This is a genomic window from Steroidobacter flavus (assembly GCF_042651805.1).
GTDB lineage: Bacteria > Pseudomonadota > Gammaproteobacteria > Steroidobacterales > Steroidobacteraceae > Steroidobacter > Steroidobacter flavus.
Genome location: NZ_JBHSDU010000003.1, coordinates 2425403 through 2438886 on the forward strand (window position 1 = coordinate 2425403; position 13484 = coordinate 2438886).

Below are 13484 nucleotides of genomic sequence, written 5' to 3' on the forward strand. Positions count from 1 at the left end.
GCGGCGACCCGAGCCTACGGCCGGCGCCATGCTTCGATTAAAGCGGCGACCCGAGCCTACGATCGGGCCATGGCGTTCCCTAAAACGGCATCCGATCGCGGTCCAGCGAAGTAATCTTCCTCGGAAGCAGCGGCCCGGCCGAAGGCCGGTGCCGCGATCTTCGCGTCAGATGATCTCGAAGTACCGCGACAGCTCCCAGTCCGTGATGTGCTTGCGGAACTCGCGTTCTTCCCATTCGCGGGTGGCGGCGAAGTGGTCGACGAAGGCGTCGCCGAAGTATTCGCGTGCCATGCGCGATTGTTTCAAGCGTTGGGCGGAATCCCACAGTGTCCGTGGCAGCGCCAGGCGCTCCGGGAATTTGTGGTCGTAAGCGTTGCCTTCGACCAAGGGCTCCGGTTCGATGCGATGTTCGATGCCGTACAACCCCGACCCGAGGGCCGCGGCGAGAATGATGTACGGATTCGCATCCGCCGCCGCGACTCGATACTCCACGCGTTGTGATTTCGCGCTCCCTGGAATAACGCGCAACGCGCACGTTCTATTCTCGACGCCAACAGTCGAATCCGTGGGTGCCCAGAAGCCCGGGATCAAGCGCGTATAGGAGTTGACCGTCGGCGCCACCATCGCAAGCAACTCCGGCATCAACTGCTGAAGACCGCCGACGAAGTAACGCATCGTCTGACTCATCTGATGCGGCTGATCAGCGTCGTAAAACACCGGCTTACCGTCACCATCTTTGAGCGACAAGTGAATGTGACCGCTCTGCCCCGGCCAATCGCGCGACCACTTCGCCATGAAAGTCGCCATCATGTTGTTGCGCTGAGCGAGCACTTTCACAAACGTCTTGAACAGCGCCGCCTTGTCAGCCGACGGCAAGGCCGCGTCGAAAGCGATTGCGGCTTCGATCACGCCGGGGCCGGTTTCTTCATGCAGCCCTTCGATGCCGAAGTCCATGGTCTCGCAGGTCGCGAGCATCTGACGATAGAACTCCGACGCGGTCGAATTGCGAATGACGGAATACCCAAACCACCCCGGCGCCATCGGCTTCAAATCTCGATAGTGCTTGGCGCGCACCGACTCGGGCGTTTCGTCGAAGAAGAACACTTCGTATTCGAAGCCGGCGTACGGTTGAAAGCCGAGCTTCGCGGCCTTGTCGAGCACGCGTCGAAGCACGCCGCGCGGACAAATTTGTTCCGCCTGACCGGTGAACTCACTCAGAAAAAACAGATTGTTATCTTCAAATGGCAGCGGCCGACACGTGTCCGGAAGGATGCGCACCGGTGCGTCGGGATACCCCGTGTGCCAACCGGTGAACTTCACATTGTCATAGAGCTGGTCCTGACAATCCCACCCGAGCACCACATCGCAAAACCCGTAGCCGGTCTCCAAGGCCGAGATGAACTTCGCGCGTGACATGTATTTGCCGCGCATGATGCCGTCGATATCGAACACGCCGACTTTGACGTGCGACAGACCGCGCTGCTCGACGATGGCTTTGGCGTCGGCAGCGCTCTTGACCTGGCGAGGTTCCATCATGATGCGGTGTCAACCTTGGTGGTGCCGTAACCTTCGCGTTCGGGATGGCCGTGCTGCCCACCTGTCATCGCGAATTCCTCCTCGGGCGACAGCACGAGTTTGTGACGACCCACAAAAGCAAAGTACAGAACGCCCGCGACATACCAGGCCAGCGCCGAATACACGCCAGCGCGATACACCGGATCCTGCAGCTGGAAGTACAACGTGACGATGGCGATCACGACCGTCGCCGCCGCGCCGGGAACGCCGAGCGGGCTGCGATAAGGCCGCTCGATGTTCGGCATGTTCCTGCGTAACAGGATGAACGAGATGCCCTGGAACGCGTAAGAAATCATCGCGCCGAACACCGCCATGTTCAGCAAGGTCGCGCCAATGATTGCGCCGCCTTTCTCCGCGCCGCGCGAGAACCACACTGCGAGGATCACAGCGAGACCGATGGCGGCACCGGTGAACAACGCGATGTGCGGAGTCTTGCGCGAGCCGTGGGTGATCGACATCGCCGCCGGGTAATAGCCGGCGCGTGACAGGGAATAGATCTGTCGACCGAACGCGAAGATGATCGTATGGAAACTGGCGATCAGGCCGATCACCGCCAACAGCGCCAGCAGCTTCGCGATGTCGCCGGCGAATATCACGCGGAAGCCATCGAGCAACGGCTCGGCGGAAGTCGCCAGCGAATAGGCGCCATGCAGCTTGCCTTCGTCGGCGGAGCCGATGGAGGCATTCAGCAGCATGATCATCAGCGCCGAAATGATCAGCGTGAACATGCCGAAGATCAATCCTTTCGGCATGTCCTGTTTGGGATCGACCGACTCTTCGGCGGCGAGCGGCAATTCCTCGATCGCGAGAAACAACCACACGGCGAAGGGCAGGGCCGCGAGCACGCCTTTCCAACCGAAGGGCAGGAATGCACCGCCGCCTTGTGCCAGCTCCATCGGCTTGCCGTCGGGGCCGGCGGCGATATTCAACGCCCAGCGCGAAAAGTCCGCGTGCGGAATCGCGCTGACCCAGAACACCACCAGCACTGCCAGTGCCATCACCGTGACGACGACGGAAATCTTGAATGACAGCTCCACGCCCGCGTAATTGAGCAGCACGAACACCAGATAACAACCGATCCACCACAACGGTTGATACGCGGCTGGAGTTTCAAAGATGCCAGTGAGATACGAGCCGATGAAGAACACGATGACCGCCGGCGTCATGATGTATTCGATGCTCTCCGCCAGGCCGGTGATGAACCCGCCCCACGGCCCCATGGCGCTGCGGGCGAACGAATAGGCGCCGCCGGTGTGAGGCAGCGCGGGCGACATTTCGGCCAGGCTGAAGATCAGCCCCAGATACATGATGGCGATGATGATGGCCGCGATGAACAGCCCGCCCCAGCCGCCGGCGCCGATGCCGAAATTCCAGCCGGAGAAATGACCCGAGATGACAGCGCCGACACCCAGCGCCCATAACGACCAGACTCTCGCGTGGCGCCGTAGCCCGCGTTTCTCGAAGTAATCCTTGCCGGCGTTCTGATAGGTCACGCCGCCAACCGTCTTCTTATCTGTCATGCGATTCTCCCTTCCAAAGGAATGCCAATCGCTCGCGACCCACATTCCTTGTAACTGTTGTTATCGAGGATGAATGCGACGAATCGACTATACGCCGACCGGATGGGGATAACGCAAGGCAGGGAAAGATTAGGACGCGAGCTCGACGACAGGGCGCTCGGCGCTGGTCGCTACTGGTGCATTGGCCATGGCGATGCGGTTCCTTCCCTGGCATTTGGCTCGATAGAGCGCCTGATCGGCCGCCCGCAGCAATACATCGGGTGCTGTATCGTGGAAGCCGGGGCTGCCGGGCGCGATGGCGGCGACGCCGCCGCTGATGGTGATGCGTTCAGCGGATTCGCCGGTCCCGCTGGAGATGGCCAGCCGCCAGATCCGGCGGCGCAGGCGCTCCGCATACAGGCCGGCGCGGTGAGCATCCACGCCGGGCAGGACGACCGCGAACTCTTCGCCGCCGTATCGGGCAACCAGATCGCCGCCGCGCCGGAAACTCTCATCCAAGGTGCGGGCCACCCGGCGCAACACCTCGTCGCCATGGGCGTGACCGTAGGTGTCGTTGAAGTGCTTGAATTCGTCGAGGTCTAGGAAGATCAAGGACAGCGGCCGCTGTTCGCGACGGGCACGGCGCACTTCGCGATCCAGGGTCCGATCGAAATGACGGCGGTTGGCGATGCCGGTGAGGGGGTCGGCGGCCACCAGGTGGCGGAGGCGTCGATTCGCGGTTTCCAGTGCCAAGCGCAGACGGCTCAGCTCCTCATTGCGCGTTTCCAGCGCGCGGGTGCGCTCGCGGACCCGATTCTCCAACTCGTCATGGGTTGCCTGCAGTTGCGCTTCGGCTCGCTGGCGTTGCGCCAGCTCGATCTCCAGCTCCCGGGTGCGCCGGGCCAGGCGGCCGTGCAGGACCAGGGTGCGCGCCAAAGCGGCAATAACCGTCAGTGCCAGGGCTGCGACCACTCCGATCGACAGATACGCGGTTACCAGCTCAGGATCGAAGACGGTCGTCGGCTCCACGGATCTCCCAGCAACGCATCGAACGGGACAATCAAAGCACACCGGCCGCGCTGGCGGTATCAGACTTTACGATGCGCCAACTGTCATTCACTTGTGTAATGCCCGCCTGACGCTTGACGCGTCGGACGCGCCTCGGGAAACTTGCCGGCCTTTTCCAGTTCCCATCAGACATGAGCAGCTCCGGCATCGACCGCGCCTTTGAGCGTCGCCTGGCGACGCTGATCAACACCCGCGAGCCGCGTGTCCTGCAGAACGGCCTGAAGGGCGTGGAAAAAGAGTCGTTGCGTGTCTCGCCCGACGGCCGTCTCGAGCACAGCCCCCATCCTATCGCGCTGGGCTCGGCACTCTCTCACGAGCACATTACCACCGATTATTCGGAAAGCCTGATCGAGCTGGTGACGCCGCCGTTCCGCGAGTCCTGGCAGCTCCTGCAATATCTGTGCGACCTGCATCAGTTCGTCTACCGCCATCTCGGCGAGCAGCTGCTCTGGGCAACCAGCATGCCCTGCATGCTGACTGGCGACGCTGAGATTCCCATTGCACGCTACGGCCGCTCGAATATCGGGCAGATGAAAGAGGTGTACCGGCTCGGGCTGGGCAATCGTTACGGCCGGATGATGCAAGCGATTTCCGGCGTGCATTTCAATTACTCCTTTCCACAGACGTTCTGGCCGGTGCTGGCCGAAGTCTTGCAAGAGTCGCAGGCCGGGCAGGAGTTCATCTCGGCGCAATATTTCTCGTTGCTAAGAAATTATCGTCGCCATGGTTGGTTGATTTTGTATTTATTCGGCAACTCGCCGGCACTGTGCAGCTCATTCGTGCGCGGCCGCGATCATCAATTGGAAACATTCGCGCCCGGCACGCTTTATGCCCCGCACGCGACTTCGCTTCGGATGAGCGATCTGGGTTATCGCAACAAGAGTCAGGCCGGCGTGGAGATTTCCGTCAACAGTCTGGACGAATATGTCCGCGATCTGACGGCGGCGGTGAGCACGCCGAATCCGGAATACGAAAAGCTCGGGGTCAAGGTGGATGGCGAGTATCGGCAGCTCAACACCAATCTGCTGCAGATCGAGAACGAGTATTACAGTTATATCCGGCCCAAGCGGGTGGCCCGCTCCGGCGAGCATCCGTCGCAGGCGTTGCGTCGTGGCGGCGTGGAATATGTCGAGTTTCGCGCGCTCGACGTGAGCGCGTTCGATCCGGTCGGTGTCAATCAAAACAAGCTGCGCTTTTTGGAAGCATTCGCGGCGCTGTGTGTACTGAAACAGAGCGATCCCATCGACGCCGGCGAGCAGGCGCAGCTGGACGCCAATCATGCCGTGGTCGCGCGGCGCGGCCGTGAGCCGGGATTGAAACTAAAGCGCAATGGGCGGCCCGTAGAATTACGAACCTGGGCGCTGGAGCTCATCGACTCGATGCGCGGCATCTGCGAGCTGCTGGATCAAGGCGATGAGCGCAAGCCGTACACCGCCGCGTTGGATTTGCAACAGACCAAGATCGACGACGTGGACCGCACACCGTCGGCGCGAAGTTTGCAAGAGTTGCGAACCACCGGGGAAAGTTTTGCTCAGTTCGCGCTGCGGATGTCCCGCGTGCACAAAGCGTACTTTCTGGACCTGTACCCGCCCAACGAACAGCGCTTGGCGGAATTCAGTGCCGAAGCCGGCGAGTCGCTCGAGCGACAGGCCGCGGTCGAAGCCGCCGACGACATGACTTTCGACCAGTTCCTGGTCAAGTATTTTGCAAGATAGAGTTCGGCGCCGCTCGAGCTGAGCCTTTTCGTCAGCGGTTTAATTTCAAACAGCTCGTGCGAATCCAGATATCGCAGCGCCGCGATTTAGCGGGTGAATATTATTTTTCGCACCGACTAGCACAAGTTTATAGCGAGAGTTACATTCGGCTTCCTGGCTAGCGCATCGATCGCTGAACATAATCGAGCGATTTCGAATGCGTACCCACGTCTGTCGAGTGTCTCGCGCACGGAAGTCTCAACGAAGACGCCCAAGGTTCCGAAACTGAGAACTGCGCACGCTTTTACGGTCGGGTGAGAAATAACATGGGCACGTTTTTTTCATTCGAAGCTGCGTGAGAGCGCTCCGCCGACTGACTTTTATGAGCACACTAATCAAACCTGCCATCAGCCAGATCATCAGTGGAGGATCGGCGGCCAATGCCGATCAGCTCGGAAGCGCTATCGCCCTGACGGCGCCGGAGGTCGGCATCGACACGGTGATCGAACCGAACATCGGATCCACCGGGGGCTGGGATGCCTACGAAGTATGGCGCCGCTTGATCAAGGACGCGCGCGACCGTCGCAAACATCAGGATTCGATCTAATCCCCGAGCCGGCGGCAAACACAGGTTACGCAGGCGGTGCAGAGGCGCCGCCCCAGTCTGCTTACGCGCTGCAGCTCCAGCGCGGCTTTCCGCGCCTCAAGTTCGACGATCGCGATCTGGAACGGCGCTTCCGGCGCTCGCATCTCGCCAGGAACCGCGCTCAGATCAGTCGTAATCTGCTGCTGGGCATCGGCTTCGTCATCGGTTTCTCAGCAATCAATCATCTGGTGCTGCCCGCGGCGGTGAACCGGCCGCTGGATCTGATTCGGCTCACGGTGCTCGGGCCGATCTTCCTGATCGCGCTCCTGCTGGTGCACACCCGGCTATATCAACGCTGGTATCCCATCATATGCCCGTATGGGGCCACGCTGTTCGGCATCGGCGTGGTGGTGCTCGCGGTGATCGCGGCCACTCAAGGCGTCAGTCTGATCGCCTCGGTGGTGCTGGCGATGATCTATAACTATCTGATGCTGGGCCTGGCTTTCCGTCCGGCGCTAAGCGCGTCGCTGCTGGTGCTGATTTCCTATCCCATCATCGCCACGCTCGCCGGCATGCCGGCGCCACAACGGCTGGTCGATGTAGGTGTATTGCTGTTCACCAACGCGATCGGTGCGATTGTTTGTTATTCGCTGGAGCGCGCCAACCGCACCAACTTTCTCGAGTCGCAGCTGCTGATGGAAACGGCGCGCCGTGATGGATTGACCGGCATCGCCAACCGTCGCACGTTCGACGAGCACGTCGATCGGGTCTGGGCCCAGGCGGCGCGCGAGGGCCGGCCGCTCACCTTGCTCATGATCGATATCGATCATTTCAAAGCCTACAACGATCGCTTCGGTCATCAGGCGGGCGACGAGTGTCTGCGTCGGGTCGCCTGGTCGTTGAGCAGTCACGCGCGCCGACCGTTGGATATCGCGGCTCGTTACGGCGGCGAGGAGTTCGCGATGGTGCTCTACGACGCGAGTCGTCAACATGCCGAGGACATGGCGCGACAGATCCAGGCCGGCATCGAATCGCTGGCCATCACCCATGGCGCGTCGCCGATCTCGGGCAAACGACTGACCGTGAGCATCGGCATCGCGTGCGTCCAGCCGATGAGCGATCGCAGTCACTACGGCTTCATCCAGCTCGCCGATGAGGCGCTGTACGCTGCCAAGGAGCGCGGCCGCGATTGCATCGTCATCATGGACAAGGAATACGGCGACCTCACCACCGGCTCGTTTCGCAAGGAAGCGGCCGCGGCAGCCGGCGCCGAGCACTAAGAAAGCGCTGTCAACGCGATGACCGGCGGTGTCATCGCCGCCGCCGATACTTTGATCTCGAAACCCTATTGGCCTCGGTCTTGCAGGGGATGAGCTGGCGGCTATGATCGCTGGATCTCGCTGCCACCGGCAGCTCCATCCATCGATTACTACAAAGCCCGGCGGTTGATGCGGGCGGCGAGTGTTGTCATGCCCCAGAAGATCAAGAGCCTGCTGATCGCCAATCGCGGCGAGATCGCCATCCGCGTGATGCGCGCCGCGGCCGAGCTCAGCATTCGCACTGTCGCGATCTATTCGCAGGAAGACCGCTTCTCGCTGCATCGAATGAAAGCGGACGAGAGCTATCTGGTCGGCGCAGGCAAAACGCCGGTCGAGGCTTACCTGGATATTGCCGACATCGTGCGCATCGCGAAGGCTGCGCAGGTCGACGCCATTCATCCCGGCTATGGTTTCTTGTCCGAGAACCCCGAGTTCGCCGAAGCCTGCGCCGCCGCGGGTCTGATCTTCATCGGCCCGACGCCGGAGATCATGCGTCGACTGGGTAACAAGGTGATGGCGCGCAACCTCGCGGTCTCGGCCGGCGTGCCCGTGATGCCCGCGACGCCGCCGCTGCCCAGAGATGATGCGGAGTCGTTGCGCCTGGCGCGCGAGGTCGGCTTCCCCGTGATGCTCAAGGCGAGCTGGGGCGGCGGCGGGCGTGGCATGCGCATCGTCGAGACCGAAAAGGAACTGCCGGAAATGGTGGCCACCGCCCGGCGCGAAGCCAAGACGGCCTTCGGCAACGATGAGGTTTATCTCGAGAAGCTGGTCCGACGCGCGCGTCACATCGAGGTTCAGCTGTTAGGCGATGCCCACGGCAACCTGGTGCATTTGTTCGAGCGCGATTGCACCGTTCAGCGCCGCAATCAAAAAGTGATCGAGCGTGCGCCCGCGACGTTCTTCAGTGCCGAGCAGCGCCAGTCGCTGTGCGAGGAGGCGCTGAAGATCGGCCGCGCCGTGCGTTATCTCAACGCCGGCACGGTGGAGTTCCTACAGGACGCCGACAGCGGCAAATTTTATTTCATCGAAGTGAACCCGCGCGTGCAGGTCGAGCACACAGTGACAGAGGCCGTCACTGGCATCGACATCGTGCGCGCACAGATCCGGATCGCCGAAGGGGCGAGGATCGGCGATGCCGAGAGCGGCGTGCCGAATCAGGAAGACATTCGGCTCAATGGTTACGCGATGCAGTGTCGCGTCACCACCGAAGATCCCGAAAACAACTTCATTCCGGACTACGGCCGCATCACGGCTTATCGCAGCCCGGCGGGCTTTGGCATTCGACTCGATGCGGGCACGGCGTATTCGGGCGCGATCATCACGCGCTCTTACGATTCCCTGCTGGTGAAGGTGACGGCGTGGTCGCCGACGCCGGCTGAGACGATCGCGCGTATGCATCGCGCGTTGTGGGAGTTCCGCGTTCGTGGCGTCGTGACGAATCTGCGCTTCCTCGATCAGCTGATTCTGCACCCGCAGTTCGCGTCCGCTGAATACACCACCAAGTTCATCGATCAAACGCCGGAGCTGTTCCGCTTCCCGCGCAAGAAAGATCGTGCATCGCGTTTGTTGAACTTCATCGGCGATGTGGTCGTGAACGGCAATCCCGAAGTGAAGTCACGACCGCGTCCGCAGCGGCTGGTGCAGCCGAAGTTGCCCAAGATCGAATTGCCCACGCCGGCGGCCGGCACCAAGCAGAAGCTCGATGAGCTGGGACCGGAGAAGTTCGCGCAGTGGATGCTCGAGCAGAAACGAGTGCTGCTCACCGATACAACGATGCGAGATGCGCATCAGTCGCTGCTAGCGACCCGCTTCCGCACCTATGACATGAAGGCGATTGCGCCTTACTACGCGAGCTTGCTGCCCGATCTGTTCTCGGTGGAGTGCTGGGGCGGCGCGACGTTCGACGTGGCGATGCGCTTTTTGAATGAGTGCCCGTGGGAGCGCTTGCAGGAATTCCGTCGCACCATGCCGAACCTGCTGTTACAGATGCTGCTGCGTTCGGCGAACGCGGTCGGATATACCAACTATCCCGACAACGTCGTGAAGTACTTCGTGAAGCAGGCGGCGCAGTCGGGCATCGACTTGTTCCGCGTGTTCGACTCGCTGAACTGGGTTGAAAACATGCGCGTCGCGATTGACGCGGTTCGTGAAACCGGCGCGCTGTGTGAGGCCGCGATTTGCTACACCGGCAATCTGTCCGATCCCCGCCAGACCAAGTACGACCTGAAGTATTACTTGTCGATGGCGCGCGAGTTGAAGTCGGCGGGCGCTCATATTCTCGGCATCAAGGACATGGCCGGTTTGTGTCAGCCGCGCGCGGCCTACACGCTGGTCAAGGCGTTGAAGGAAGAGATTGGTCTGCCGGTGCATTTCCATACGCACGACACGAGCGGCATCGCGGCCGCGAGCGTGCTGGCTGCAATCGATGCGGGCGCGGATGCGGTCGATGGCGCGTTGGATGCGATGAGCGGGCTCACGTCGCAGCCGAACTTGGGTTCCATCGTCGAAGCGCTGCGGCACAGCCCGCGCGATTCCGGGCTCAATCCGGAAAATCTGCGCGTGCTGTCTGGGTATTGGGAACAGGTGCGTCACTGCTACAGCGCGTTCGAAAGCGATCTGCGTTCGGGCGCGTCCGAGGTGTATGTCCATGGCATGCCCGGCGGACAGTTCACCAACCTGCGCGAGCAGGCGCGCTCCCTGGGCATCGACGATGTGCGCTGGCCGGAAGTGGCGCGTGCGTATGCCAAGGTGAATGAGATGTTCGGTGACATCGTGAAGGTCACGCCGACGTCGAAGGTCGTCGGTGACATGGCGATCATGATGGTTACCAGCAATATCACTCCCGAGCAGATGCTCGATCCGAACACTGAGATTGCGTTCCCGGAATCGGTTGTTTCGTTGTTCCGTGGCGATTTGGGCCAGGCGTATGGCGGGTTCCCGGCGGCTTTGCAGAAGAAAGTGTTGAAGGGCGCGGCGCCGATGACGGGCCGGCCGGGCGAGGTGCTGGCGCCCATCGACTTGAAGAAGGCGCGCGACGATGCGCAGAGCAAGACCTGGCGAGAGATCACGGATGAGGAATTCGCTTCGTACCTGATGTATCCGAAGGTGTTCCTCGACTACATGAAGAACCGGCTGGACTATGGCCGTGTCAGCGTGTTGCCGACGCCCTTGTTCTTCTATGGCATGGAGCCGGGCGACGAAGTGACGGTCGACATCGATCGAGGCAAGTCCCTCATCGTGCGCTTCGTCGCTGTGAGCGACAGCCATGAAGATGGTACGCGCACCGTGTTCTTCGAGCTGAACGGTCAGCCCCGCTCCGTAAAGGTCCCCGACCGCAGCCAAGTCGCCCTCAAACCTCCTCGTCGCAAGGCCGAGCCCGCCGACGCCAACCACGTCGGCGCCCCGATGCCCGGCACCGTCGCAACCGTCGCCGTTCGCCAGGGAGACAAGGTGAAGCGCGGCGACGTGCTGCTGACGATTGAGGCGATGAAGATGGAGACGTCGGTCCGGTCGGATCGCGATGCGACGATTGGCGAGGTCGTGACCCGAACGGGCGAGACGGTGGATGCGAAGGATCTGCTGGTCGTGCTGGCCTGATCCCTGGACAAAGCTGGACTGAGGGCCTGGGCTACCAGGCCCCGATCGATTCCATCGACACCGGCATCCCGATCGCGAAGCCCTGCACAAAATCCACGCCGATCAGTCGCAGCTTCTCCATCGCTTGCAGGCTTTCAACGGACTCGGCGACCACTTTCTTGCCCATCACGTGGCCGATGTCGGTGATGGACCGGACCATCTCATAGTCGATGCGATCGGTGACGATGTTGCCGATGAACAGCCCGTCGATCTTCAGATAGTCGACCGTCAGTGCTTTGAGATAGGCGAACGAAGACACGCCGCTGCCGAAGTCATCCAGTCCGAACGCGCAGCCCAGCTCCCGCAAACCGGCGATCAGTTGATTCGCGCGCGTGAGATTGCCGATGGCTGCGGTCTCGGTGATCTCGAAGCCGATCCGTTCCGGCGGCACGTCCATCTCAATGATGGACTGGCGGATGAACTCCTGCAGCTGCGGGTCGCCTACCGAGTCGCCGGACAGGTTCATGAAAATCCTCGACACGCGCTCGATCTGCGCACGATGCGTCGAGATCCATTGCAGGGCCGTGGTGATCACCCAGCGATCGAGTCGTTGCGACAGGTTGTAGCGCTCGACCGCCGGCAGAAACGCGCCGGGCGGCACGACTCGCCCCGACTCGTCCCGCATGCGAACCAGCAACTCGTAGTTGCGCTTGGCTTGCCGATCGCCTTGTAACGGCACGATGGGTTGCGCTTCGAGAAAAAACCGGTTGTCGTTGAGCGCTCGCTTGACTCTCGCGACCCACTGCATCTCGCCGTGCCGTTGCGCGACCAGCGAGTCGTCTTCCTGATAGACGTGAATACGATTGCGGCCCTGATCCTTGGCCGCATAGCAGGCCGCATCGGCCGCCTGCAGCACCTGAGTGACGCGGCGGAAGGTCGGCGTGACCGGCACGAGTCCAATACTCGCGCCCACCGTGAACGTGCTATTCCCCCACACGAACGCGTGATGCTCGACCGCCTTGAGCAGGCCGTTGGCCACCATGATCGCATCGTCGACGCCGCAGTCATGGAGCAGCAGGCCGAACTCGTCGCCGCCCAAGCGAGCCAGCGTGTCGTTGCTTCGAACCCGACCTTGCAGCACTTGCGCCAGTTGCCGGAGCAATTCGTCGCCGGCGATGTGACCGCAGGTGTCGTTGATGATCTTGAACTGATCCAGATCCAGGTAGCAGACCGCGTGCGTCGAGCCGGACTGTACCGAGTCCAGAGCCCGTTGCAGACGCAGCTCGAACTCGCGCCGGTTGATCAGGCCCGAGAGCGCGTCGTGACTCGCTTCGTACGATAACTGCCGGGACAATTCATGCGCTTCTGTGATATCGGTGAGCGTGCCTTCGTAGTAGATGGCCTGGCCCTGCTCGTCGCGGACCGCGCGGGAGTTCTCCAGCACGACGATCTTGCGGCCGTCCTTGCGCTTCAACACCAGCTCGGCGTTACGGATCTCGCCCGCGACCGCCATGCTCCGCAGCCAGTTGTCGCGTTCCTCGGGATACATATAAAGGTCGCGCTCGATCCGCAGCTCCAGCAGCTCGTCCTCGTTGGCGTAGCCGAGCAGGCGCACGAGCGCCGGGTTGGCCGCCATGAACTTGCCGTCGGGCGTGGTCTGGAACACGCCGGCAACCACGTTTTCATACAACTCGCGGTAACGGGTCTCGGAGGCCTTCAGTGCCAGCAGGGTGTGGGTGCGCTCGGTGGCGTAGCGCAGCGCCTTGTTCAGCAGCGTACTGACCACCTGTTGTTTGATCAGGTAGTCGAGCGCACCACGCTCCACTGCCTCGACCCCCAGCTCCTCATCGACCTGGCCGACCAGCACGATGATGGGCCGGTCGGCGGCCTTGGGCTGCAGCCGCAGGAAGGTGGTGAGGCCCAGGCTGTCGGGCAGATGCAGGTCCAGCAGCACGACGTCGACAGGGGCCTGACCCGGGCGCAGCCGGACCAGCCCCTCGGCCAGGGTTCGAACCACTTCCAGCTCGAATGGCTGCTCGCGGATCAGAGCCAGTTCCTCGCGGAACAGTTGCTCGTCCTCGGCGTTCGCATCGATGAGCAAAACGGTTGCGGGCATTTGAGCGGGGAGTATATCGCGGCAGCCACTACTTCCACGGTGCTGCCTTGC

8 protein-coding genes are annotated in these 13484 nt (G+C 61.7%); 4 read left to right on the forward strand and 4 right to left on the reverse strand.

Annotation, left to right across the window (positions count from 1 at the left end):
* Window positions 1-165: 165 nt before the first annotated feature.
* The 3 genes from ACFPN2_RS16160 to ACFPN2_RS16170 all read right to left on the reverse strand — a co-directional run bounded on the left by ACFPN2_RS16160 (window position 166) and on the right by ACFPN2_RS16170 (window position 4103).
* Entirely contained in the window at window positions 166-1536 is a 1371-nt protein-coding gene (locus ACFPN2_RS16160; RefSeq protein WP_380598267.1) for a glutamine synthetase family protein, read from the reverse strand.
* Complete coding sequence (locus ACFPN2_RS16165) at window positions 1533-3095, reverse strand: amino acid permease (RefSeq protein ID WP_380598269.1); 1563 nt, start codon at window positions 3093-3095, stop codon at window positions 1533-1535. Before ACFPN2_RS16165 ends, ACFPN2_RS16160 begins: the two co-directional genes overlap by 4 nt.
* Window positions 3096-3224: 129 nt before the next feature.
* On the reverse strand, window positions 3225-4103 hold the full coding sequence (locus ACFPN2_RS16170; RefSeq protein ID WP_380598271.1) for a sensor domain-containing diguanylate cyclase: 879 nt from the start codon (window positions 4101-4103) through the stop codon (window positions 3225-3227).
* A gap of 170 nt (window positions 4104-4273) precedes the next feature.
* Here ACFPN2_RS16170 and gshA point away from each other — a divergent pair, with 170 nt between their 5' ends.
* The 4 genes from gshA (at window position 4274) to pyc (ending at window position 11338) form a co-directional block, all read left to right on the forward strand.
* On the forward strand, window positions 4274-5857 hold the full coding sequence (gshA, locus tag ACFPN2_RS16175) for a glutamate--cysteine ligase (RefSeq protein ID WP_380598273.1): 1584 nt from the start codon (window positions 4274-4276) through the stop codon (window positions 5855-5857).
* A 361-nt stretch (window positions 5858-6218) separates the two neighbouring features.
* Window positions 6219-6443, forward strand: coding sequence for a hypothetical protein (locus ACFPN2_RS16180; RefSeq protein ID WP_380598275.1), 225 nt, complete (start codon window positions 6219-6221; stop codon window positions 6441-6443).
* Window positions 6386-7702 (forward strand): GGDEF domain-containing protein, encoded by a 1317-nt coding sequence (locus tag ACFPN2_RS16185; RefSeq protein WP_380598277.1) that lies wholly within the window; start codon window positions 6386-6388, stop codon window positions 7700-7702. The genes ACFPN2_RS16180 and ACFPN2_RS16185 overlap by 58 nt, the downstream gene beginning before the upstream one ends.
* Window positions 7703-7891: 189 nt before the next feature.
* Window positions 7892-11338, forward strand: a complete 3447-nt coding sequence (gene pyc, locus ACFPN2_RS16190) for a pyruvate carboxylase (protein ID WP_380598279.1) — start codon at window positions 7892-7894, stop codon at window positions 11336-11338.
* A gap of 31 nt (window positions 11339-11369) precedes the next feature.
* Here the strand turns inward: pyc and ACFPN2_RS16195 are convergent, their stop codons facing one another.
* The gene (locus tag ACFPN2_RS16195; RefSeq protein WP_380598281.1) at window positions 11370-13433 is read right to left on the reverse strand and encodes an EAL domain-containing protein; all 2064 of its coding nucleotides are present in this window, start codon (window positions 13431-13433) and stop codon (window positions 11370-11372) included.
* Between the last annotated feature and the right edge of the window lie 51 nt (window positions 13434-13484).